This window comes from Streptomyces sp. ICC1 (assembly GCF_003287935.1).
GTDB lineage: Bacteria > Actinomycetota > Actinomycetes > Streptomycetales > Streptomycetaceae > Streptomyces > Streptomyces tritrimontium.
In genome coordinates this window covers 1,716,047-1,738,977 of record NZ_CP030287.1, presented here as the reverse complement: position 1 = coordinate 1,738,977, position 22,931 = coordinate 1,716,047, and the positions used below count along the sequence as shown (strand labels likewise).

General features: G+C 72.4%; 22 protein-coding genes. 5 read left to right on the top strand and 17 right to left on the bottom strand.

Annotation, left to right across the window (positions count from 1 at the left end; translation table 11 throughout):
- Positions 1-19: 19 nt before the first annotated feature.
- The 14 genes from hypE to DRB96_RS08150 all read right to left on the bottom strand — a co-directional run bounded on the left by hypE (position 20) and on the right by DRB96_RS08150 (position 15,448).
- Complete coding sequence (gene hypE / locus DRB96_RS08215; RefSeq protein ID WP_112447819.1) at positions 20-1,081, bottom strand: hydrogenase expression/formation protein HypE; 1,062 nt, start codon at positions 1,079-1,081, stop codon at positions 20-22.
- Positions 1,074-2,267: a hydrogenase formation protein HypD gene (gene hypD / locus DRB96_RS08210; protein ID WP_112447818.1), complete on the bottom strand. Its 1,194-nt coding sequence runs from the start codon at positions 2,265-2,267 to the stop codon at positions 1,074-1,076. The genes hypE and hypD overlap by 8 nt, the downstream gene beginning before the upstream one ends.
- Positions 2,264-2,614, bottom strand: coding sequence for a HypC/HybG/HupF family hydrogenase formation chaperone (locus tag DRB96_RS08205; RefSeq protein ID WP_112453287.1), 351 nt, complete (start codon positions 2,612-2,614; stop codon positions 2,264-2,266). Before DRB96_RS08205 ends, hypD begins: the two co-directional genes overlap by 4 nt.
- Positions 2,583-5,012 carry a carbamoyltransferase HypF gene (hypF, locus tag DRB96_RS08200; RefSeq protein ID WP_112447817.1) on the bottom strand — a complete coding sequence of 810 codons (2,430 nt, stop codon included), beginning with the start codon at positions 5,010-5,012 and terminating at the stop codon, positions 2,583-2,585. Before hypF ends, DRB96_RS08205 begins: the two co-directional genes overlap by 32 nt.
- Positions 5,012-5,899, bottom strand: coding sequence for a hydrogenase nickel incorporation protein HypB (gene hypB / locus DRB96_RS08195; protein ID WP_112447816.1), 888 nt, complete (start codon positions 5,897-5,899; stop codon positions 5,012-5,014). The genes hypF and hypB overlap by 1 nt, the downstream gene beginning before the upstream one ends.
- On the bottom strand, positions 5,878-6,333 hold the full coding sequence (gene hypA, locus DRB96_RS08190) for a hydrogenase maturation nickel metallochaperone HypA (RefSeq protein WP_112447815.1): 456 nt from the start codon (positions 6,331-6,333) through the stop codon (positions 5,878-5,880). The genes hypB and hypA overlap by 22 nt, the downstream gene beginning before the upstream one ends.
- 228 nt (positions 6,334-6,561) lie before the next feature.
- Positions 6,562-7,173, bottom strand: coding sequence for a hydrogenase maturation protease (locus DRB96_RS08185; protein WP_112447814.1), 612 nt, complete (start codon positions 7,171-7,173; stop codon positions 6,562-6,564).
- The gene (locus DRB96_RS08180) at positions 7,170-8,630 is read right to left on the bottom strand and encodes a hypothetical protein (RefSeq protein WP_112447813.1); all 1,461 of its coding nucleotides are present in this window, start codon (positions 8,628-8,630) and stop codon (positions 7,170-7,172) included. The genes DRB96_RS08185 and DRB96_RS08180 overlap by 4 nt, the downstream gene beginning before the upstream one ends.
- Positions 8,627-9,337, bottom strand: coding sequence for a DUF6084 family protein (locus DRB96_RS08175; RefSeq protein ID WP_112447812.1), 711 nt, complete (start codon positions 9,335-9,337; stop codon positions 8,627-8,629). The genes DRB96_RS08180 and DRB96_RS08175 overlap by 4 nt, the downstream gene beginning before the upstream one ends.
- On the bottom strand, positions 9,334-9,945 hold the full coding sequence (locus DRB96_RS08170; protein WP_112453286.1) for a DUF5947 family protein: 612 nt from the start codon (positions 9,943-9,945) through the stop codon (positions 9,334-9,336). The genes DRB96_RS08175 and DRB96_RS08170 overlap by 4 nt, the downstream gene beginning before the upstream one ends.
- A gap of 80 nt (positions 9,946-10,025) precedes the next feature.
- Positions 10,026-10,589 carry a hypothetical protein gene (locus DRB96_RS08165; RefSeq protein WP_112447811.1) on the bottom strand — a complete coding sequence of 188 codons (564 nt, stop codon included), beginning with the start codon at positions 10,587-10,589 and terminating at the stop codon, positions 10,026-10,028.
- Positions 10,586-12,370, bottom strand: coding sequence for a nickel-dependent hydrogenase large subunit (locus tag DRB96_RS08160; protein ID WP_112447810.1), 1,785 nt, complete (start codon positions 12,368-12,370; stop codon positions 10,586-10,588). Before DRB96_RS08160 ends, DRB96_RS08165 begins: the two co-directional genes overlap by 4 nt.
- A 110-nt stretch (positions 12,371-12,480) precedes the next feature.
- A complete protein-coding gene (locus DRB96_RS08155; protein WP_112447809.1) occupies positions 12,481-13,536 on the bottom strand; it encodes a hydrogenase expression protein HypE in 1,056 nt (351 codons plus the stop codon).
- Between the two features lie 97 nt (positions 13,537-13,633).
- Positions 13,634-15,448: a hydrogenase maturation protein gene (locus DRB96_RS08150; protein WP_112447808.1), complete on the bottom strand. Its 1,815-nt coding sequence runs from the start codon at positions 15,446-15,448 to the stop codon at positions 13,634-13,636.
- A 228-nt stretch (positions 15,449-15,676) separates the two neighbouring features.
- On the opposite strand from DRB96_RS08150, the gene DRB96_RS08145 reads away from it, so the two are divergent.
- The gene (locus DRB96_RS08145) at positions 15,677-16,039 is read left to right on the top strand and encodes a PQQ-binding-like beta-propeller repeat protein (protein WP_162688508.1); all 363 of its coding nucleotides are present in this window, start codon (positions 15,677-15,679) and stop codon (positions 16,037-16,039) included.
- 54 nt (positions 16,040-16,093) lie between these two features.
- On the opposite strand, the gene DRB96_RS08140 is transcribed toward DRB96_RS08145, so the two are convergent.
- Positions 16,094-17,206: a HEAT repeat domain-containing protein gene (locus tag DRB96_RS08140; protein WP_112447806.1), complete on the bottom strand. Its 1,113-nt coding sequence runs from the start codon at positions 17,204-17,206 to the stop codon at positions 16,094-16,096.
- A 141-nt stretch (positions 17,207-17,347) separates the two neighbouring features.
- On the bottom strand, positions 17,348-18,037 hold the full coding sequence (locus tag DRB96_RS08135; RefSeq protein WP_112447805.1) for a TetR/AcrR family transcriptional regulator C-terminal domain-containing protein: 690 nt from the start codon (positions 18,035-18,037) through the stop codon (positions 17,348-17,350).
- Between the two features lie 119 nt (positions 18,038-18,156).
- Here DRB96_RS08135 and DRB96_RS08130 point away from each other — a divergent pair, with 119 nt between their 5' ends.
- The 4 genes from DRB96_RS08130 to nagB all read left to right on the top strand — a co-directional run bounded on the left by DRB96_RS08130 (position 18,157) and on the right by nagB (position 21,343).
- Positions 18,157-18,861 carry a DUF4386 domain-containing protein gene (locus DRB96_RS08130; protein ID WP_112447804.1) on the top strand — a complete coding sequence of 235 codons (705 nt, stop codon included), beginning with the start codon at positions 18,157-18,159 and terminating at the stop codon, positions 18,859-18,861.
- Between the two features lie 98 nt (positions 18,862-18,959).
- Positions 18,960-19,652 (top strand): SMI1/KNR4 family protein, encoded by a 693-nt coding sequence (locus DRB96_RS08125; protein ID WP_112447803.1) that lies wholly within the window; start codon positions 18,960-18,962, stop codon positions 19,650-19,652.
- Between the two features lie 90 nt (positions 19,653-19,742).
- Positions 19,743-20,183, top strand: a complete 441-nt coding sequence (locus DRB96_RS08120) for a hypothetical protein (protein WP_112447802.1) — start codon at positions 19,743-19,745, stop codon at positions 20,181-20,183.
- A 374-nt stretch (positions 20,184-20,557) separates the two neighbouring features.
- The gene (gene nagB, locus DRB96_RS08115; RefSeq protein WP_112447801.1) at positions 20,558-21,343 is read left to right on the top strand and encodes a glucosamine-6-phosphate deaminase; all 786 of its coding nucleotides are present in this window, start codon (positions 20,558-20,560) and stop codon (positions 21,341-21,343) included.
- 79 nt (positions 21,344-21,422) lie between these two features.
- On the opposite strand, the gene DRB96_RS08110 is transcribed toward nagB, so the two are convergent.
- Positions 21,423-22,931, bottom strand: coding sequence for a glycoside hydrolase family 3 protein (locus DRB96_RS08110; protein ID WP_112447800.1), 1,509 nt, complete (start codon positions 22,929-22,931; stop codon positions 21,423-21,425).

Below are 22,931 nucleotides of genomic sequence, written 5' to 3'. Positions count from 1 at the left end.
AGCTCATCCAGGTCGCGCCTCAGCAGATGCGCGGTAGCTGCTCTCCGATCGGCAGGTCGACCACGCGGGTGCCGCCGAGGCCGGTCCGGGCGACCACCAGACCCGGGTGCGCGTCCACCGCCTCGCCGATCACCGCCGCGTGCCGGCCCAGCGGGTGGGTGCGCATGGCGGCGAGTACGGCCTCGGCGTGCTCGCGGGGTACGAACGCGACGAGCTTGCCCTCGTTGGCCACGTAGAGCGGGTCGAGGCCCAGGATCGCGCAGGCATTGCGGACGGGTACGGGAACGGGGACGCGGCCCTCCTGGATGACGACTCCCGCACCGGACGCGGCCGCGATCTCGTTGAGCGAGGCGGCCAGTCCGCCCCGGGTGGGGTCGCGCAGGACGTGCAGGTCGGGGGTGACCTCCAGCATCGCCCGTACGAGATCACCGAGCGGGGCGCAGTCGCTCTCGATGTCCACTCCGAATTCCAGCCCTTCGCGGACGCTCATGATCGCCACCCCGTGGAGCCCGATCTCCCCGCTGACGATCACCACGTCGCCGGGTACGACCCGCTGCGGCCGCAGGTCGACGCCCTGCGGGATGATCCCGATGCCCGCGGTGTTGATGTAGATCCCGTCTCCGTGGCCGGCCTCGACGACCTTGGTGTCGCCGGTCGCCACCTCGACCCCGGCCGCGCGGGCGGCGTCGCCCAGGGCCTCGGCCACCCGGGCCACCACGGACAGTTCCACGCCTTCCTCGAGGATGAACCCGCAGGACAGATAGGCGGCTTGGGCTCCGCTCATGGCGAGGTCGTTGACCGTGCCGTTGACGGCGAGGTCGCCGATGCTTCCCCCGGGGAAGAACAGGGGGCGCACCACGTAGGAGTCGGTGGAGAAGGCCAGCCGGACCCCGCCCAGCGTGACCGTCGCCGAGTCGCCGAGCTGGGCGAGCACCGGGCCGCCGAAGGCGGGTGCGAAGAGGTGCTCGACCAGCTCGGCGGAGAGCGCTCCGCCACCGCCGTGGCCCATCACCACCCGGGGGCGGTCGCGCAGCGGCGCGGGGCAGGTCCAGCCGGTGATGTCGAGGGTCGTGTCAGGCAACGGGGCTCGCCTCCAGCGGCGCGTCGGCGGTGGCGGTCCGCTCCGCCGTACGGGCGGTAGGGGCGGGGGCGGCGGTACGGGCCGTGCGGGTCGGCGTGATCTCCAGGCGCCGGTAGAGGTAGTAGGCGGCGCACGCGCCCTCGCTGGAGACCATCGTGGCGCCGAGCGGGTTGCGCGGGGTGCAGGTGGTGCCGAAGGCCTCGCACTCGTGTGGTTTCAGCAGCCCTTGGAGGACTTCGCCGCTCCGGCATTCGGCCGGCTCGCGCGTGTTGATCCCGGTCACCGAGAAGCGGTGCTCGGCGTCGAAGTCCCGGTAGCGTGCCGACAGCCGCCAGCCGCTGTCGGGAATCACGCCGATGCCGCGCCAGGCCCGGTCGGTGACCTCGAATACGTCCCCCAGCATGGCGAGCGCCGCCGGGTTCCCCTCCGGACGCACCGCGCGGGCGTAGGCGTTGTCCACGGTGTGCTCGCCGCGCTCCAGCTGATGCACGGCCCTGCGTACGCCTTCCAGGATGTCCAGGGGCTCGAAGCCGGTGACCACGATCGGGACGCGGTGGCGCGCGGCGAGCTCCGGGTACTCTCCCGTGCCCATCACACTGCACACGTGCCCGGCGGCCAGGAAGGCCTGGACGCGGCAGCTCGGCGACTGCATGATCGCCTCGATCGCCGGGGGGACGCGGACGTGGGACACCAGCAGGCTGAAGTTGCGGATGCCCAGCTTCTTGGCCTGGTACACGGTCATGGCATTGGGCGGGGCCGTGGTTTCGAAGCCGATGCCGAAGAACACCACCTCGTTCCGCGGGTTCTGCTGGGCGATCTTCAGGGCGTCGAGCGGGGAGTAGACGACCCGTACGTCACCGCCTTCGCTGCGCACCTGGAAGAGGTCGCGGCCGGTCCCGGGTACGCGCAGCATGTCCCCGAAGGAGCAGAAGATGACATCGGGGCGGGAGGCGATCTCCAGAGCCTTGTCGATGACCTCCAGCGGGGTGACGCACACGGGACAGCCCGGTCCGTGAATCAACTCGACCAAATCGGGGAGCAGTTGGTCGATACCGTGCCGGATGATGGTGTGGGTCTGGCCCCCGCACACCTCCATCAGCGCCCAGGGCCGGGTGACCGTCGAGTGGATGTCGTCCAGTAGCCGGCGAGCGAGGTCGGGGTCTTGGAATTCGTCGATGTACTTCACTGCCGGGTCGCCTCCTGCGCTACGTCATCGGAGTCGTCGGAGTCGTCGGAGTCGTCGGTGAAGGGCCACGGCGCCCCACCGGCCTGCGCGGCCTGCTCCCACGGATCGCCGAATTCCTCCTGGAGCATGCCGAGTTCCGCGAAGAGCTCCAAGGTCTGCTTGGCCGACTCCTCGTCGAGCCGCTGCAGTGCGAAGCCGACGTGGACGATCGCGTACTCGCCGACCTGGAGGTCCGGCAGGTACTCCAGGCACACTTCCTTGACCACCCCGCCGAAGTCGACGGTGGCCATGCGGGTGCCGTCCTTCTCCCCGATGTCAATCACTCTGCCGGGTACCGCCAGGCACATGGGCTTCTCCTTGCTGTGGGTGTTCCGTCGCGCGGGCAGAGTCGGCCGTGGCAGTGGCCGTGGTGGCAGCCGCAACCATGAGCTGGCCGAGGGCCAGGCCGCCGTCGTTCGGGGGGACGCGATGGTGCTGGAGCACGGTGAAGCCGTGTCCGCGCAGCCGTCGGGCCGTGGCCGAGGACAACAGGGTGTTCGAGAAGACCCCGCCGGTCAGCGCGACGGAGTCCAGGCCGTACCGCTCTCGCGCCAGGACGCACAGGTCGGCGACGAGTCCGGCGACGCCGGAGTGGAATCGGGCCGCGATCAGGGGTGGCGGGGTACCCGCGCGCACATCGGCCACGACGGCGGCCAGAACGGGCGCTGGATCGGCGACGACCGGACTCCCGGCGCCGGGAGCCGGGAACCGCAGGGAGAACCGGTAGCCCTCACCCGCCTCCTCTGCTGCCCCCTCACCCTCTCCTGCCCCCGCGCCGCGTGCCGCGGCCTCCAGCTCGATCGCGGCCTGGGCCTCGTACCCCGAGTGGTGGCAGACACCGGCCAGCGAGGATACGGCGTCGAACAGCCGCCCCATGCTCGACGTGGGGACGCAGTTCAGGTTCCGATCCAACTGGCTTCCCAGAACGCGCAGTTCATCGGCCGGGCAGACCGCCGTGCAGGGCAGGTCCGGCGCCCAGTCGAGGCCCGCGGCCCGCAGGTGCGCCAGGGCCATCCGGTACGGTCTGCGCACCGCGGCGTCGCCGCCCGGCAGCGGTACGTACGCGAGGTGTGCGAAGCGGCTGTATCCGGCGTAGTCGGCGAGGAGGACCTCGCCTCCCCACACGGCTCCGTCGTCCCCGTAGCCGGTGCCGTCGAACGCGATGCCGATGACCCGCCGACTGCCGTCCAGGCCGTGCTCCGCCATCGCCGAGGCGATGTGCGCGTGATGGTGCTGCACGCGCACCAGCGGCCGGTCGCCCGCGTGCCGCCCCGCCCACTGCGCGGATCGGTAGCCGGGGTGTCGATCGGCGGCGAGCAGCCGGGGCGCGACACCTGTGACGGACTCCAACTGACGCTCGGCGCGCTCGAACGCGTACTGCGTGGCCAGGTCGTCCATGTCGCCGATGTGGGCGGACAGCCAGGCGCGACGTCCCTCCCCGAGGCAGAAGGCGTTCTTCAGGTCCCCTCCGACCGCGAGGGTCGCGGGCACGGCCAAGGGCAGCGACAGGGGGAGCGGGGCGTAGCCGCGGGAGCGCCGGACGGTCAGCGGCTCGCCGTCGCACACGCGGACCACCGAGTCGTCGCACGGGACGTGGATCGGGCGGTCGTGGGTCAGCCAGGCATCGGCGAGGCCGGCCAGCCGCTCCAGAGCCTCGGCGTCATCGGTGACGATGGGTTCGCCCGAGAGGTTTCCGCTGGTCATGACCAGCAGCCGCGGCCCGGGGGGATCGCCGGGAAGCCCGAGCAGCAGATGGTGCAAGGGGCTGTACGGGAGCATCACCCCGAGGTCGGGACTGCCCGGGGCGACGTCGGCGGCCGGGGCCGCGGCGCCCGCGCGCCGGCGCAGCAGGACGATGGGCCGCTCCCGCCCCGTGAGCAGGGTCCGCTCCTCGGGACCGAGGTGGACGAGTTCCTCGACGGCGGGGAGGTCACGCGCCATCAGGGCGAACGGCTTGTCACCGCGGGCCTTGCGGCGACGCAGCTCCCGTACGGCGCCGGCGTGGGCGGCGTCGCAGGCGAGGTGGTAGCCGCCGATGCCCTTGACGGCGAGGATCACCCCGGCGCCGAGCAGTCGCCGGGCGCCGGCCACCGGGTCGGCGGGGTCCGTCTCGCGCGGCGGCGTTCCGGCGAGCAGCCGCAGCCGGGGTCCGCAGGCCGGGCAGGCGACGGGCTGGGCGTGAAACCGGCGGTCGGCGGGGTCGGCGTACTCGCGTGCGCAGTCGGGGCACATCGGGAAGCCGGCCATCGTGGTGTTCGGCCGGTCGTAGGGCAGTGCGGTGACGATGGTGAAGCGCGGCCCGCAGTGCGTGCAGGTGATGAAGGGGTGGCGGTGGCGCCGGTCTGCCGGGTCCGCGAGCTCGGCCAGACAGTCGCCGCAGGTGGCCACGTCCGGGGAGATCAGGGTACGGGCGGGGCCTCCCGTCCGGGAGGCGACGATGGTGAATCCGGCCCCGCCCACGGCCGGGACCTCGTCGTGGTGGACGGTGTCGACGACGGCGAGCGGGGGAGCGTCGGCCGCGAGCCGGTCGCAGAACTCCGCGACCGCCGACGGCGCGCCCTCCACCTCGGCGACGACGCCCTCCGCGGTGTTGGTGACGTGGCCGGCCAGTCCGAGGTCCGTCGCGCGGGTGTACACGTACGGCCGGAACCCGACGCCCTGCACCACGCCGCGGACGGTGACCCGGCGGCGCTGGAGCGCCTCCATCAGGGGGTCTGCACCGTGGCGTGACGGACGTGCTGCTGAGGATCGGAGTGCGGGTGCGGGTGGTCTCCTCCGTGCCCGCTCGGATGGCCGTGCTCGGGGCCGGGGCCGGGGCCGGGGCCATGGTCGTGCCCGTGCCCGTGTCCATGCCCATGTCCATGCCCGTGGTCGTGCTCGTGCGTGCTCGTGCCCCGGCCCGAGACTTGCCGGGCCATGACCGGCGCGTGCGTTGCCGCGCCGTCCGCGACCGCGGTCGCCCGGTCGAGCAGGATTCCCACCCCCGCCCCGGAGCGCGCGGACGTCTGCACCACCTCCACCCCTGGATTGACCTGCTGGACGTTGGCCCGGAACGCGTCCTCGTCGAACTCGACCGCCCCGGCGATGTCGGTCTTGTTGACCACCACGAGCTGGGCGAGACCGAAGGCGGTCGGGTACTTCAGGGGCTTGTCCTCGCCCTCGGTCACCGAGGCCAGGACGACCCGCAGGGACTCGCCGAGATCGTAGGAGGCGGGGCAGACGAGGTTGCCCACGTTCTCCACGAACAGGAGCCGGGTGGCATCGGGCAGCCAGCCGTCCAGGTGCCGGCCGAGCATCCCGGCCTCCAGGTGGCAGAGCCCGTCGGTGAGCACCTGCTTGACGGGTACGCCGGACCGCGCGAGGCGCACCGCGTCGTTCTCGGTGGCCAGGTCGGCGGTGAGGGCGGCCACCGCGAGACCGCGCTCCTTGGCGAGGAGCAGTTCGCGTTCCAGCAGGGCCGTCTTTCCGCTGCCGGGGCTGGAGAGCAGGTTGACGGTCACCGTGCCGCGGGCGGTGAGTTCGGCGCGCAGGGTGTGCGCGGCGGCGTCGTTCTTGGCGAGTACCGCCTGCTTCAGGTCGACCACTCGGCACATGGTTCGTCGCTCCTCGGAGTTCGGTTCGTGGGCGGGTGCGTGGCCGGGTGTGTGACCGTGCTCGTGGCCGGGGTGACGCCGGAACCGTCGTCCCAGTTCACACTGGCGATCTGCAGCTCACGGCCCGCGAGCAGTTCCACGTGCGCGGCGCTCCCGCATCCGGGGCAGCACAGTCGTGGCGGCATGCCGACCGCCCATTCCCGGGTGCAGGAGGAGCAGCTCGCGCGGGCGGACACCGGCTCCGTGACGAGCTCGGCACCTTCGAGGACCGTTCCCGCGCAGGCCAGTTCGAAGCAGAAGGCCAGGGCGTCGGGCACCACTCCGGCCAACTCCCCGACCCGCAGGCGCACTACGGTCACGGCGCTCGCACCGGCGGCCTCGGCCGCTTCCTCCACCTGGCCCACGACGGCCATGGCGATCGACATCTCGTGCATCGGACTCCGTCCTGCCGGGGCTCATTACACCGGCAGGACGGGGAGGCCGCGGCCGGGCACGCCGACGCAGGGTCCGCCGCGTACGCCGTTCGGTCGCTCCGAAGGACCGAACCGGCTGCCGCACGCGTCACATACGGCGCATGCGCAGATAGCGCCTGATGTCGGGGAGGATCTGCTTGAGCACGGCGACGAGCGTGGCCACGGCCGCACCGCCGATGACGGCCTTCTTCACGGGGTCCTCCTCAACTCGGCGACCGGGGCCGCCACGACGTCATGGTCTTCGTGGTCGTGATCCTCAGGGCCCTGACCCTCACGGCCCTGACCCTCACGGCCGTGATCTCCGGGGCCGCGATCTTCGAGTTCGTCCCGCAGTAGGCCCAGGATCATCCGTACGGCCTCCGGCACCGCGGCGGCCACCGGTCCGCTCAGCCCGATGCCCTCCGCGATCGACGCGGGCTCGCATCCCACGACGAGGATCCGCCGGGGCGGGTTGGTTCCGGTGCCCTCGCACAGGGTGCCCAGCAGGGCCAGGACCGCGTCGGGGGACATGTGGTGGCCGTCGAGCAGGGCGGCGCCCGGCTGGACGGAGCCGGGTTCGTCGGCCTCGATGAGGTACAGCGTGCCGGGGGCGCCGCCGCGTGCCGTGGCATCCGCCAGGACGAGGGTGTCGTAGCCGTCGAGGAGCTGGTAGGCGAGGTGCATTCCCCGGACGCCGAAGTCCACGGCCTCGACCTGGTCGGGCAGTTCGTACGCGGACAGCTGCCGCAGCGTCTCCACCCCGAAGCCGTCGTCGCCGAGGAAGACGTTGCCGATGCCCGCGATCAGGATGCGGCCGCTCACGCGTCCTCCAAGGGCGAGAGTTCGTCGGGCTGGAAGTAGAGGAACCGGCCCTGCTCCCGGCGGATGTCGGCCCCGGGGTCACCCTCCACCGTGACGGCGAGGTGCACCCCGCCGTCCACGTCGTGCAGGACGGCCTCGACCAGGGCGGCGCGGCCCAGGAGGAACAGGTCCTGGGCGTCGGTGCGTCGCAGGCCCGGCCGCAGGAGCACCCGGCTGCCGACTCCGACCGGTACGCCGTCGACGAGGACCCGGTCCCGCGCGGGATCGGCGGTGTCCGTGTGCGCCGGGTCCCACCAGGGGGTCTCGGGCCTGAACACGGCCTGCTCGTCGAAGAATTCCAGAGCGTCCACCGGGACATCCGGCCGGTCCGGGACATCCGGCCGGTCCGGGCCGTCCGGTCCGTCCGGGCCGGTGATTTCGCGCAGGGCGCGCACGGCGCCGTGCAGGCGCTCCAGTACCTCGGGGGGCATCGACTCGGCCATGTCGATCACGGCGGCGGCCCTCGGGTCCGTCCCGCGCGCCTCCCGCTTCTCCTGGTCGGTCAGGGCGGCGGTGCGCAGGGCGAGGATCTCGTCGATCTCGGTGGAGTCGTACATCGCGCCGATGCTCTCGGGAGCGATGGCGGGATGGTCCTCCAGGATGATCGGCGAGGACAGCACCACGTCCGCCCGGCCCGGCTCCCCGGCGAGCACCGGCCAGGTGTGCCGGTTGACGCAGGAGGCGACGGCGCCCTTGGCCCACTCCGGCGGATCGGTCATGGACAGGAAGGAGCCGCTGCTCAGGCCCAGCAGCAGATGAGCGGCGACGAGCGAGCGCGGCAGCGCCGCCTCACGGTCCTCACCGTCGGCGGCGGGGATCCACGGGCTGGTGTTCTCCACCACCGCCGTGAGTCTCAACACCCGGTAGGGTCCGTCGAGTTCGGTGGCACGCAGCCGCACGCACCCCTCGATCCGCTCGGTACGTCGCATCAGACGTCCGGCGCACCGTCCGTCCCTGTCGGTGACGGGCTCGGTATCCTCCCGGGCGTCCCGCGAGAACGGGATCTCGACTCCCTCTCCGGTCAGTTCGGCCAGGTCGACGCTCCACTCGACCCGCTCCTCGGCCCCCTCGTCCCAGGGCACGAGCACCCGGTCGTCGAGATGCAGTTCGGCGACCTCCGCGAACCCGCTTTCGGGCAGGGCCTGCTGTACGGTGCGCCGCTGGGCGTGCAGGAACCGCAGCTCAACGGCGAGCGTCGACTCGCCCTTGGGCTCCATGAGGAGTTCGGTCTGCTGGAAGGAGTGCTCTTCGTGCGCCGGACCCCATGCGGGCGGTACGAGCACGCCGAACTGCCAGCGCATGCGGTTCTTGGCCGCCGAGGCCCGGTAGGGGTACAGCACGTACCCCTCGAAGAGGACCGCGTCGGCCACCTGCCGGGCGGTCGCGAAGCGGGCCTCCAGTGCGGTGGCCGTGGTCACGGCGCCGTCCTCTCGGTGACACGCGGCAGGGCGGCGCCCAGCCGGAAGGGTTGCACGGGATCGGGCCGGGGTGCGGCCGCCGCGTCCAGGAGGGTCCGTACGGTCGCCTCCCAGGAGGCGAGGGCGTGCCGGGAGCGGAAGGCGAGCAGCTCGTCCATGACGGCCCGGGGCAGGCGGAGCCAGCCGCAGCCCGGGAAGTGCTGCTCGACCATCTCGTGCCAGACCGCCACGGGCATCCGGTACGAGGCCTCGCGGTCCCAGGGCACGGGCTCGACGCGGAAGCCGCCGGCCCCCGTGAAGGCGGTGCCGGAGAACAGCATCAGCAATGGCGCCTCGCCGTCCTCCAAGGTGCTGAAGTAGCGGCTCGCGGCGATGTCCATGTCGTAGGTGCACGGCACGACCACGTCGATCTCGGTCTCCCCGGTGAAGCTGGGCACCATGAGGGCGACCTGCGCGAACTGCACGGGCTGCAGGGTGGTGCCCCAGCGGGCGCGCTCGCCGAACAGGTCGGCCAGGCCCGCCGCCTCGGCCGGTCCGTAGCCGCGCCGGGCGGGTTCGATGCGCAGTTGGCAGCGCAGCGCGAGCGCGTGGACCCGGGTGGGTTCGGGGCCGCTGCCGGCCGTGACGCGCAGCCGGAACACCAGGGTGGGTCCGGCGGCGTACGGGTCGGCGCGCACGCCGGTGCAGGTGAAGCCGAAGTCGGTCATGGCGCGGGTGCCTCCGCCGGGATCTTGGCCCGCCGCCCGACCTCGGCGAAGAAGTCGGCGAGCGCTGCCCGGGCCTCGGCTCCGCCGTCGAACCCCGTCCACAGCAGGCGCATCCGCCCGACGAGCTCGTAGCAGGCGTCGATCGGCACCAGGTAGCAGTCGGTCCGGCCCTGCTCGCGGCGCAGCAGCAGGGCCTCCACGTCGGGTTCGAGGAGCGGGGCGAGGCGCCCGGCGCCGAGCACGGTCTGCCAGGTCTCGGCGTCGAGTTCGCTCTCGGTGGCGCCGGCCGGGCTCGGGTAGAGCGCGACGAGACGGTCGAGGGCGGCGTTGCGGAAGAAGAAGGCGACGCCGACCGGGATCTGCAGCAACTCCCAGGCACCGTCGTCGAGCCGGTGGTCGGGGTCGGCGAGATAGCGGTTCGGGACGGCGCGGAAGCGGCCGGTGGCGACGCCGGGCCTGTCGAACAGCAGGGCGCACGCGGTGCAGGCGCACACCAGCGCCCGCTTCTCGGTCTCCACGACGTGGCGGTGCGCGTTCTCGGCGACCACCACACCGCACAGCCCGCAGACCTCCGGACGGACCGGGCGCGCACCGGCGAACCGGCGCAGACCGCGCGGGGCGCCCGGCGCGCCCGGGCCGGGCCCGCCGTCCGTACGGGCGGCGGGCGGGGACCACCCCGGGGAGCCGCTCACCGGGTCCGTGCCGGGGTCTGCGCCGGGGTGGGCGCCGGGGTCTGCGGGCCGGTCCCGATCTGGAGCAGGACCGGCGCCGGGGCCTCGGCCGGCGCCATCTCCACGGTCATCACCTCGGGGGCGAAGCAGGCGAGGGCGTCCTCGACGGCCCGGGAGGGGCCCGCGCCGGCTTCGGCGCTGCCGCAACCGCAGCCCCCACCGGGCGCGGACCGCAGCCGCAGCGTTCCGGTGGCCTCGTCGAAGCCGAGGACCTCCACGGGTTCCCGCGCGCTCGCCAGGGCGCGGGCGATGCGGGCGTCCACGTCCTCGGGGTGCAGGTCGTGCAGGGCGAGCAGGCTCGCCACGAGTTCGTCGTCGAGGAGTCGGGAGAGCGGGGCCTCGCCGAGGCCGGCGACGATCCGGGCGAGCCCGGCGCCGTAGAAGTCCATGAGGACGCGCACCAGTTCCTCGGCGGCCGCGCACACTTCCCGGTCTCCGGTGGCGGCGAGCCGGTCGAGGACCTCCTCGACCCGCACCCCCGTCTGGCGGGCATCGGCGCGCACGCTCTGGCCGGCGCTCATCCGCCCAGTCCGCTCAGGCCGGTGGGCACGTGCATCTGCTTCACCGTCTGGCCGCCGCCCACGTACATGTGGACCCCGCACGGGAGGCAGGGATCGAAGCTGCGCACGGCCCGCATGATGTCGATGCCCTTGAAGTTCTCCGGGGTGTTCTCCTCGAAGATCGGGGTGTTCTGCACCGCGTCCTCGTAGGGCCCCGGCGTGCCGAAGGTGTCGCGGGTGCTCGCGTTCCAAGGGGTCGGCGGGTAGGGGTGATAGTTGGCGATCTTGCCGTCGCGGATCACCATGTGGTGCGAGAGCACCCCGCGGACGGCCTCCGTGAAGCCGACGCCGAGGCCCTCGTCCGGGACCTCGAACTTCTCCCAGGTCTGCGTCCGGCCGGCGCGGACCTCCGCCAGACCCTTCTCGGCGCAGTGCAGGGCGATGGCGGCCGCGTACGCCTGGAAGTACGTGCGGGCGCGGTTGCGCTCCAGCGCGTTGCTCCACTTCGGGATCTTCCACTCGAAGCGCGTCTCGGGCTTGGTCATGGTGCGGGGGAGGGTGATGACGACGCTGTGTCCGGTGGCCTGGACGTAGTCGGTGTTCACCAGCCCCGACAGAGCGGTGGACCACAGGCGGGCGAGCGGGCCGCCGCCGGTGTCGAGAGCGAGGTGGTCCTTGCCGTCGAACCAGCGCGGGGACATCACCCAGCTGTACTTGTCGTCGAAGTTCCGCTTCTGCGGGGCGGGGATGGTGTGCTGGTTCCAGGGGTGACGGGCGTCGACCGGGTTGCCGAGCGGGTCGTGGGTGACGAACTTCTCCTGGCCCTCCCAATCGTCGTAGTACGAACTGCCGAGCAGGATCCGGATGCCGAGGTTGATCTCGGTGAGGTCGTTGGTGACGAGCTTCCCGTCCACCACGATGCCCGGGGTGACGAACATCTTCCGTCCCCAGTCCGTCATGTTGGCGTAGGTGAAGTCGCAGTGCTCGGGGTCGTTGAGGGCACCCCAGCAGCCCAGCAGCACGCGCCGGCGGCCGACCTCCTCGTACCCGGGCAGGGCCTCGTAGAAGAAGTCGAAGAGGTCGTCGTGGAGCGGGACGACGCGCTTCATGAACTCGCAGTACCGCATGAGGCGGCTCATGTAGTCCGTGAAGAGCTGGACGGAGGCGATGGTGCCGACGCCACCCGGGTAGAGGGTGGAGGGGTGCACGTGACGCCCCTCCATCAGACAGAACATCTCACGGGTGTAGCGGCTGACCTGGAGGGCCTCGCGGTAGAACTCGCCCTCGATGGGGTTGAGCGAGCGCATGATGTCGGCGATGGTCTTGAAGCCGTGCTCGCCCGCGTGGGGGGCGGCGGTGCGCTCGGCCAGTTCCAGGACGCCGGGGTTGGTCTCGCGGACCATCTTCTCGCAGTAGTCGACCCCGACCAGGTTCTCCTGGAAGATGTTGTGGTCGAACATGTACTCCGCCGACTCGCCCAGGTTGATGATCCACTCGGCGAGGTGGGGAGGCTTCACCCCGTAGGCCATGTTCTGCGCGTAGACGGAGCAGGTGGCGTGGTTGTCACCGCAGATGCCGCAGATGCGGCTGGTGATGAAGTGCGCGTCGCGGGGGTCCTTGCCGCGCATGAAGACGCTGTAGCCGCGGAAGACCGACGAGGTGCTGTAGCACTCCGCGACTCGCTTCTGCTTGAAGTCGATCTTCGTGTGGATGCCGAGACTGCCCACGATCCGGGTGATCGGATCCCAGGCCATCTCCACCAGGCCGCTGCCGTCGCCGGTTGCCTTCGTCTTCGGTGCCATCGTGTCTGCCGTGACCCTTCGGTGCTGGATCGGTTGTTCTCACAGGAGTGCGGGTGCGGGTGCGGGTGCGGATGGGAGTCTGGGGGCGGGTGCGGGTGCGACCCGGCCGCTCACCAGGGCGGGCGGTAGCCGGTGGTCAGCTTCTCCCCGCGGCGGCGCCACTTCGGCTCCTGGTCCACGGTGTGCGCCGTGATGGCCCGGAGTTTGCGGATCACCGCCCCGTAGGCGCCGCTGGCGGCGCTGGACACCTTGCCGCCGGGCGGTTCGTCCATGAAGGGCATGAACTTGTCGGGGAACCCGGGCATGGTGCAGGCGATGCAGATGCCGCCCACGTTCGGACAGCCGCCGATGCCGTTCATCCAGCCGCGCTTGGGCACGTTGCACTTGACGACCGGACCCCAGCAGCCCAGCTTGACCAGGCACTTCGGGGAGTCGTAGGTGTGGGCGAACTGCCCCTGCTCGTAGTAGCCGGCCCGGTCGCAGCCCTCGTGCACGGTCGCGCCGAACAGCCAGGTGGGGCGCAGCTTGTCGTCGAGCGGGATCATCGGGGCCGAGCCGGCCGCCTGGTAGAGCAGGTAGGTGAGCGTCTCGGAGAAGTTGTCGGGCTGGATCGGGCATCCGGGCACGCACACGATCGGGATGCCCGCCTTGGACTTCCAGTCCCATCCGAGGTAGTCGGGCAGGCCCATGGCGCCGGTCGGGTTGCCCTCCATCGCGTGGATGCCGCCGTACGTGGCGCAGGTGCCGATGGCGACGACCGCGAGGGCCTTGGGCGCCAGCCGGTCGATCCACTCGCTGGTGGTGATGGGCTGACCGGTCTCCGGATTGTCGCCGAAACCGCACCAGTAGCCCTCGGGCTTGATGCTTTCGTTGGGGATGGAGCCCTCCACGACGAGCACGAAGGGGTCGATCTCGCCGCGTTCCCCCTTGAAGAACCATTCGATGAACGTGTCCGCGCCCCCCACGGGACCGCATTCGAAGTCGATCAGCGGCCAGTGCACGGCGATCTTGGGCAGACCGGGCAGCACACCCAGCACGATCTCCTCGATGCTGGGCTGCATGGCCGCGGTCAGCGACACGGAGTCGCCGTCGCAGCTCAGCCCCGCGTTGATCCAGAGGATGTGGATCGGGGGGTCCTCGGCCTCGGTCGGCGCGGCTGTGTCCATCCGGATGCCTCCTGGGGGGAGTCGAGGGGGAGGGGAGGTGCGGCCTGTACGGCGGCCCCACCCTCCTTGCTAACAGGTGGCCGGTCCGGGTGCCCGGTCATGTACGCCCAGTCCAGTGAGTCGGCCCGGTGCCGTCACCGGGCGCGTACGCGTGCCCGGGCCCCGCACCGATCGGGCCACCGTGAGCGCGGGCCAGGTGCGCCGGGGTGGAGGCCGGGGCCTCCTTGCGTACGAACGCCCTGCGCAGGGCGTGGTACGGGGCCTCGGGGTCGAAGAAGGTGTCCCGCATCCGGGCCAGCTCGGCCTCCCGGTACGAGGCCAGCGGCCGGACCGACTCGTCGAGCTCGCGCCGCGCCTTCTTCCCGGCGATCCGCGCCTGCACCGTCGGTGAACCGGCCAACCGGACGGCGAGCCGGGCCGTGACGTCGTCGAAGGCCCCCGACGCGCAGGCGAGCGTACGGTCGGCCAGCCCGAGCCGCACCGCGGTGGCGGAGCCGACGGGCAGGGCGTCGCGGGTGAGCCGCGCGGTGGCCTCCGCCCCGGCCCGGCGCGGCAGGGTGTACGTCCAGTACTCCGAGCCGTACAGCCCCATCAGGCGGTAGTGGGGGTTCAGGACCACGCCTGACCGGCACCAGACCTCGTCGGCGGCGAGGGCGAGAACGGCTCCGCCTGCGGCGGCGTTGCCGCCGAGGGCCGCGACGACGAGGCGGTCGGTGGTGGTGAGGACGGCTTCGACGAGATCGTCCATGGCGTTGATGTTCGCCCAGGACTCCTCGGCCGGGTCGGCGGCGGCCTCGATGACGCCCAGGTGGATCCCGTTGGAGAAGAAGTCGCGGCCGCCGCTGAGGACGAGTACCGAGGTGGGGCGGGAGCAGGCGGTCCGGTAGGCATCGAGCAGGCGCCGGCACCGCTCGGTGCTCATCGCCCCGCCGGGGAAGGAGAACGTCAGGAACCCCGCCCCGCCTTCCTCCCGGTAGTCGATCTCGGACCAGGTGCGCCGGTGGGTGGTGCCGGTGCCGGTGCCGGTGGCGGTGTCGGTGGCGGTGCCGAGCACCGGAGCGGGGAGCTCCGGGAGCGGTCGCGGCAGGTGGGGCGGGCGTAGCAGGTCGCCGAGGGCCACGGTGGCGGGGAGTTTCAGGGGGGCCGGTTCCCCGGGAACGCGCCGCGCCCGGAGTTCGGGGATCCAGACGGCCCCGTCGGCGGTGGCTCGGCAGACGGCCCCGGCGCGGGTGGCCAGCAGTTCGCCCGGGCGGCCGCTCAGCGTCTCCTCCGGGTGGCCGCCGTGCAGGTACCACTCGCCGCCGAGCAACTCGTCCCGTACGCCGGGCTGGGAGTCCGCGGCCCGAAGGACGCGCAGCACGCGCTCCGTGGAGTCCGTCTGCCAGTCGATGCGACGGTGTTCCTGGCGCAGGTACGGCAGGGCGTGGCCGGTGATCTGGGGCTGCGGGGTGTAGGTGCCGGAGGCGAAGCGGTCGACGGCGAGCAGGACCGCCTCCAGCGCGGCGTCGGCGATCTCCCCGCGGTACAGGTCGCTCTTCGCGACCGGGGGGACGGCGCATTCGACGGTGGCCCAGACGTCACCGGCGTCCATCTCCCCGACGGCCTGCAGGACGGTGACGGCCCAGCGCGTGAGCCCTCCCTGGACGGCCCGGTCGAGGGAGGAGGGGCCGCGGTCGCCGACCGGCCCCGGGTGGACGATCAGGCAGGTGCGGGTGGACCACACCTCGGGCGGGATGGCCGTGCGCAGCATGGGCGCGAGGATCAGGTCCGGCTGATGGTGTTCCACGACCTCGGCCAAGGCGGCGCCGGGCAGGGCGAGTTCGACCACCACCTGGTGGCCGTGCTCGCGCAGTTCGGCGTGGACGCGCTGCGTGAGGCTGTTGAAGGCGCTCGCGACGAGCAGGACCTGCACGTGATTTCCTCCGCTGCATGGCGACGGATCATGACCGGAACATGACCGACCGCCTGAGATCGTGGAGGACCGCGGTGGCCCCCCGCACGGCGCCGAGCTGCGGTGTCACTCGAAAGCGCGGTGATGGACAGCCACTCGGCGGTGCCTTGGCGGATCGTCGAACGGGGGCGTGTCGTGTCTCCGCGGCCGTGCGGGTTCGATGCCGGCGGCGAGCGGGGGAGGGCGTGGATGTCGGGACTCGGCGACCTGGTCCTGCACGGCTCCCCGGAGTGCAGGCTCTCCGCCTGGCGCCGCTCGACGGGGGAGCCCCGCCGGCAAGCGGACCGTGACGGGCGGACCCGCCCTCTCGCGGCGGCGGCCGGGCTGTTGTTCCTGTCGGTCGGCGACGGCGACCTGTGTGCCGTGGACGCGGAGACCGGAGCGGCGCTCTGGAGCCGGGATCCGGACGACGGGTCGGCTCGTGCCGCGGACGGGTCGTGGGCCTCGACCACGGGCCCTGCGGTGGTCGCCGGGGACCGGGTGCTGGTGACCGCGTACCGCGGCACCGTGATCGGGGCCCAGGCCCGGCTGTCGGCGGTCACCGCGCCCTGAGCCCGGCCCATGGCCCCCGGCCCATGGCCCCCGGCCCGGGGGCCCCGAACGTACTCAGCGCTTGACGCCCGCGATGTCGAGCAGCCGGTGCATGAGCGGGGCGGGCAGCGCGGGATTGAGGGCTGCTGTGTACGGCATGCGGTTGCTGCCCAGGAGTTCGACGAGCCGCGCGTGGGGAAGGCGCGGGTCGGCCGCCGCACGGCCGCGCACGGTGTCGTCCGGGTCGTGGGACAGCCGCTCCACGAGTTCCGGTGTGGCCTGCGGGTCGGACAGGGCCGCGAGCCGCAGCCGGTAGTTCGGGTCGTCCGCGGACCGGGCCAGGCCGGGCCGGGCGAAGTTCCGGCGGCTGGCCAGCATCCCCCAGCTCAGACCCTTCCAGTCGGCGAACATCTCCACGAGCAGCTCGTGCGGAGCATGGTCGTTCTCGCAGAGCATCAGCCGGACGAAGTAGTCGTCGTCGGCCGCCAACCGCTCGATCACATCGCCGGGAAGCTCGGGCGCGCACGTGACGCCCCGTCGTAGCAGGACGTGGTGGGAGGCCGCGATCTCCCGCAGCGCATCCGGGTCGCCGAATCGTTCCTCCACCCAAGCCGGCACCGGATAGCGGCCCTCGGGCACGGTGTGGTCGATCGAAGACCGCTGCTCCTCGGTGATCTCCGCGCGAAGGGACAAGGCGAAACGGACGTGGGGCTCGGGGTCGGTGGCCAGCGTGAGGGCGAGCGCCGCGGGGACGTGCGGGTTCCAGACGGCTCCACGACGCCGCGAACTGTCGGCGTGGGCGACGAGATGGGCGGCCAGATCCGCGTCGACGGGTGCACGGTATGCGGCGTCGTCGCGGCGTCGTTCGTCCGGTTCCGCGAGGAAGTCCGCGAGCGTCGTCGGCAGGGGCAGGTCGATGCGGCCGGCACGCTCGACCGCCTCGCGTACCAGGGGGTCGCCGTCGGCCTCGGCCGCGGCTCGGACCTCCGGGCGCAGCCGAGGCCAGCTCCAGGAGTCGATGGCGTGGGCCCGGACCCTGGGATGCGGATCCTCGACCAGTGACAGTCGCGTCTCGTCCGGCAGGCCGGGCAACGCGATGGCGTGTATCCGTACCAGGGCCTCGGGGCTGGCGGCCAGGCGTACGGTCAGCTCCGTCGGCAGTTCGACGTTGTACTCGCCCGCCGTCATCACGGCGAACCGTGAACACGTACCCTCTCGTGATCGAATACCAGTTCCTCAGACGTCATGTGATGACCCCTGGGCCTGACTCCGTCCGTTGCGCGACCTTCCCCTCCCCGACGCCGAATCTGGCCCACGACACCGCGCCCGCTACGGCTTCCGCGCGGACGTCCAGCCCTGGCGGCGGAGGCTTTCGAAGCCGTCCAGTAGGAGGTCCAGGGCGAATTCGAACTCGAACTGGTCGTCGCAGCCGCCACCGACCGTGGAGCCCCCGTCGTGTGCGGCCGTCGCCGCCAGTTCCGCGATGTGCGGGTAGTGCGCCGCCAGTGCGGGGTCCGGCGGGCCGGAGGGACCCGAGGTGTCGAACAGTTCCTGGCTGAAGCCGAGCAGGCGGCTGCCCATCGCGTGCATGACGTGGTGCGCGAGGTCGGCGGAGAGGCCGCCGTTCCGGAAGGTCCCGGCCATCGAGTCCAGGTACGCCAGCACGGCCGGGGTGGGTCCGGTCCGCGACTCGATGACCCGGGCCGCCCAGGGGTGGCGCAGCAGGACCTGCCGGGCCGAGAGGATCCGTCCCCGGACCACGCGCTGCCAGTCGGGGCCCGCGGCCGGCGGGTCGATCTCGCCCACGACGGCGTCGGCCATGCCGTCGAGCAGCTCCTCCTTGTTGGCCACGTGCTTGTAGAGGGCCATCGGTACGACGTTCAGCTCCTGCGCGAGCCTGCGCATGCTGAGCGCGTCGATGCCGGTGGCGTCGGCGAGCGCGACGGCGGCGCGCAGGACGCGGTCCCTGTTCAACGGGATCCGTTGCGTGCGCGTGTGCGTGGCTTCCTGCCGGGTCATTCCGGTTGGTCCCCTTCCCTCCTCGACAGCGTCCCCTCCTTGACGAGTGTACGTCGTACACCTATGGTCGCCCTCAGGTGTACGGCGTACACCACTATCGAGTGAGAGGTGCCGAGAAGATGAGTCCGGACCGGAGAACCGCAGTGGCCGCCGGGTTGCTGTTCCTGCTGACGGAGATAGCCGCGATAGCCGGGGCGGCTCTGTACCGCCCCCTGCTGGGCGCGGCGGACGGCCGGCTCGCGCAGGGCGCCGACACGATGGCGCTGCTCGGAGTGGTCTGCGAGGTGGTGCTGGTGGTGGCGGTGACCGGTACCGGGGCGGCGCTGTTCCCCGTCCTGCGGCGCCACGGCGAGGGGCTCGCGCTCGGGTACGCCTTCGGGCGGCTGCTGGAGGCGGCCGTCATCGCCGTCGGGATCGTCGCCGTCCTGGCGCTCGTCACCCTGCGGCGGGACGCGGGGGCGGCGGACGGCGCCGACCTCGCGTTGGCGGCCGTGCACGACTGGACGTTCCTGCTCGGGCCCAACATCGCCCTCGGCCTGAACACCGTCCTGCTCGCGTACCTGGCGTACCGCGCACGGCTCGTACCGCGCTTCATCGCCGTACTCGGGCTGGTCGGCGGGCCGCTGATCTGCGCCTCGGCCGTCGCCGTGATGTTCGGGGCCTACGCGCAGCTCTCCGCGGCGGGGGCGGCCGCCGCCCTCCCGGTGTTCGCCTGGGAGCTGGCGCTGGCCGGGTGGCTGATCATCAGGGGGTTCGGGCCCGGCTCGGGCGCCGAGTCCCGGGCAGACGGGGAAGCGGCCGATCCGGCAGGCATCCGTCGATGAGGGGTTGGGTGCCGTGCAGTGCCGTGCAGTGCTGTGTACCCCTGCTCCGGCAGAAAAACGGCGTGCAGGTGCGGTGCACCTCTCACTAGCGTGTGCCCATGAGTGAGGACACATGGGCTGGAGTGCGGGAGCGGGTGCTCCGACTCGCCGAACACCCCGGGGCGGAGGAGGTTTTCGGGGCGAATGGGCATGGCTTTCGCCTCGGCCCGGTCATGGGGGAGGAGCAGCTCCAGGCGCTGGAAGCGGACCTGGGCGTTGGTCTGCCCGCGCAGTATCGGAGTTTTCTGCTCCGCGTCGGAGGAGGGGGCGCCGGCCCCCACTACGGCCTGATGACACCGGTCTTCGACAACGGTGCGTGGCAGTGGCTCGGTATCGGCCTCGCCTGCCCCGCGCAGCCGACCACGGCCGGGTTCGCCGGACGGCCCTTCGTGGCCGAGGCGCTGCGGAGTGAGCTCGCCACGCTCGAGACCCAGGAACCCCAAGAGGACGCCTTTACGGCCGATGACGCCTTCCGTCGCGCGTACGCGGCCTGGGACGCGCGCTACGAGGAGCTGAACGACGCTCAGGAGGCGGGCGCGGTGTTCCTCAGCGAGCAGGGATGCGGCTATGCGTCGCTGATGGTGATGACGGGCCCGCACCGAGGCGCCATCTGGGAGGACCTGAGGCCGATGGACCGAGGGATCGAGCCGACCGGGCATGACTTCGCACACTGGTACCGGAGCTGGCTCGAGCGCACCGAGCAGCAGCTCGATGTCGTACCCGCACCAGCCCGCCAAAGAGACACGATCTGAAGGTCGTTGCAGAACGTGGCGGGGACGGGGCAGTCCTCAGCGTAAGGGCCCTGGTGCGCGGGGCGGCGGCCGGGCAGGTAGTTTGCTCGGATGAGTCTCCTTGATGATGTGGCCGAGCGCGACGGCTGGCGATGCTGGGTGTGTGACGAACCGGTCGACCCGGACGAGTCGGTGAACGACGCGCGGGGGCCCAGTGTCGACAGCCGGACCGCGGACCGGAAGGCCAAGGTCGCCGAGCGGCTCGCGCACCGCGGGTGCAATAGCCGCAAGGGTGCGGTCAAGGTGGTCATCGCCTGGCCGGAGCACCTGTACGTGGTCGAACCCGCGCCGCTGATCGCCGTTGCCGCGAGGCTGGAGCGCAAGGGGGGCCGCGAGATGGTGGGCCGTTGTCCGACGAAGAAGGACGCCCAAGGGGCGGCGAATTGGCTGGTGGACCGGTTCTCCCGACTGGTACCGGGGCTGCCGGTGACCGCCGGCATCGAGGCGGGCGGCGGCCAGTTCCTCGTCATCCTGTCCACCGGCCGTCGCTGACCCGTCGCTGACCCGCCCTCGCTCGACGGCTTGCCGGATCCCCGTCGGGGCGGGACAGCTCGCGCGGTGGACGCGGCCGAGGAATAGAATGGTGCAGAACGATCAAGGGGCAGGGGGTCGGACAGGGCAGGTGCCGGTATGGGCGAGTCCAGCGCGACGTGTGGTCAGTGTGGGGTCCGGCTCCGATACCACTCCGACGGCGCCGTCCAACCTCTCCGGGGGCGGGGGCGGTCCGCGGGCGGGCCGGCCCCGGGAGGCCGAGGCGGCGGATCCGGACCACGATGGACGGGGGCGAACACCCGGCAACGGGCCGCCACCTCTGCTAGATTGGTCTATACCACAACGTCACCACACTCCAGATCGGCAGGCCCCGCGTGGAAGTTGTCATCGTCCCGGACGCCAAGGCAGGCGGCGAGCTCATCGCGGAGGCCATGGCCGCCCTGGTCCGTCGCAAGCCCGACGCCCTGCTCGGCGTGGCGACCGGCTCGACCCCGCTGCCCATCTACGAGGCCCTGGCCGCCCAGGTCAAGGCGGGCAAGGTCGACGCCTCGAAGGCCCGCATCTGCCAGCTCGACGAGTACGTCGGCCTGCCCGCGGGGCACCCCGAGTCCTACCGCGCCGTCGTCCTGCGCGAGGTCGTCGAGCCGCTGGGCCTGTCCGAGGCCTCCTTCATCGGCCCCGACGGCTCCGCCGCCGACATCGTCGCCGCGTGCGACGCCTACGACCAGGCCCTGGCCGCCGCCGGCGGCGTCGACCTGCAGCTGCTCGGCATCGGCACGGACGGGCACATCGGCTTCAACGAGCCCTGCTCCTCGCTCGCCTCCCGCACCCGCATCAAGACGCTGACGGAGCAGACCCGCGTGGACAACGCACGCTTCTTCGACAACGACATAGACCAGGTGCCCCACCACGTCATCACCCAGGGCATCGGCACCATCCTCGACGCCCGCCACCTGGTCCTGCTGGCCACCGGCGAGGGCAAGGCCGAGGCCGTCGCGCAGACCGTCGAGGGCCCGCTGTCCGCCCTCGTGCCGGCCTCCGCGCTCCAGCTGCACCGCCACGCCACGGTCGTCGTGGACGAGGCCGCGGCGTCCAAGCTGAAGCTGGCGGACTACTTCCGCCACGCGTTCGTCAACAAGCCCGCCTGGCAGGGCCTGTAAGACGTACCGGTACGCGTGAAGGGCCGGGCCCCCTCGGGGGCCCGGCCCTTCACGCGTGCGTGGCCCCGCCAGGGGCCCGCTACACCCCGGCGATGAGCTCGGCGGCAGCGCGCCCGCACACCCGGGCGGCGCCGTGCGTGGCGATGTGCAGGGCGCCGCGCGGCTCGGCCCGCGGCAGGCCCATCTCGACCACGATCGTCTCCGGGCGCGCCGCGACGAGCGCGTCCAGGGCCTCGGTCATCCACGGGTGGCGGTGCGCGTCGCGGACCACCGCGACGACCGTGCGGTTGCCCGCGGCCGCCAGGACGTCGGCCGCTGCCGAACCCTGCGGGTACACACCCGACTCGGTGCCCGGGATCAGCGCGGCCAGCTCGCCGGCCACCCCCCACGGGGTCTCGTCGCCGACCGCGATGTTCGCGACCGGGGTGAGCGTGGCGACGTACGGGGCGTTGACCGGGGAGGCCGCGGCGGGCGAACCCGTCACGACCACGGCACGGCGGGCCGCCGCCAGTCCGATGCCGGGCGCGCGGCTCCCCTCCGACCGCGCACCCTGACGGACCTGGCGGGTCCACTCGGCCAGCGAGCGGACCCGGGCGGCGGCCTCGGCGAGCCGCTCCTCGGGCAGCGCGCCCTCGCGCACGGCCGCGACCAGCGCGTCGCGCAGCCGCAGCACGGTGCCCTCGTCGGCGAGCCCGCCACCGACGCAGATGGCGTCGGCGCCGGCCGCGATGGCCAGCACCGAGCCGCGCTCGATGCCGTACGTCCCGGCGATGGCGTGCATCTCCATGCCGTCGGTGACGATGAGGCCGTCGTAGCCGAGCTCCTTGCGCAGCAGACCGGTCAGGATCTGCGGGCTCAGGGTGGCCGGCCGGGTCGGGTCCAGGGCGGGCACCAGGATGTGCGCGCTCATGACGGCCTTGGTGCCGGCCTCGATGGCCGCGCGGAACGGTACGAGCTCGCGCGCGGCCAGGGTGTCGAGGTCCACGTCGATGCGGGGCAGCGCGTGGTGCGAGTCGACGTTGGTGTCGCCGTGGCCCGGGAAGTGCTTGGTGCAGGCGGCGACGCCGGCGGCCTGCAGGCCTTCGACGTACGCGGCGGTGTGCCGGGCGGTGAGGCCGGTGTCGGCGCCGAAGGACCGTACGCCGATGACCGGGTTGTCGGGGTTGGAGTTGACGTCGGCGGACGGGGCCCAGTTGAGGTTGACCCCGCACTCGGCGAGCCGGCGGCCCAGCTCGCGGGCGACGTCGCGGGTCAGGTCGACGTCGTCCACGGCGCCGAGCGCCAGGTTGCCGGGGAAGGACGAGCCGCCCCGGACCTCCAGGCGCGTGACGTCGCCGCCCTCCTCGTCGATGGCGACGAGGACGTCGTCCCGCTCGGCGCGCAGCTGCGCGGTCAGCGCGGCGAGCTGCTCGGGCGAGGTGATGTTGCGGCCGAAGAGGCCGACGGAGGTGAGGCCTTCGGAGACCTGGCGCAGCAGCCAGGCGGGGGCGGTGGTGCCCTCGAAGCCGGGCTGGAGGACCGCGAGGGCGTCGCGGGTCAGGTCGTCGCCGGGATCGGGCACGGTCGTGCGGTGCGCAAGGACAGTCAT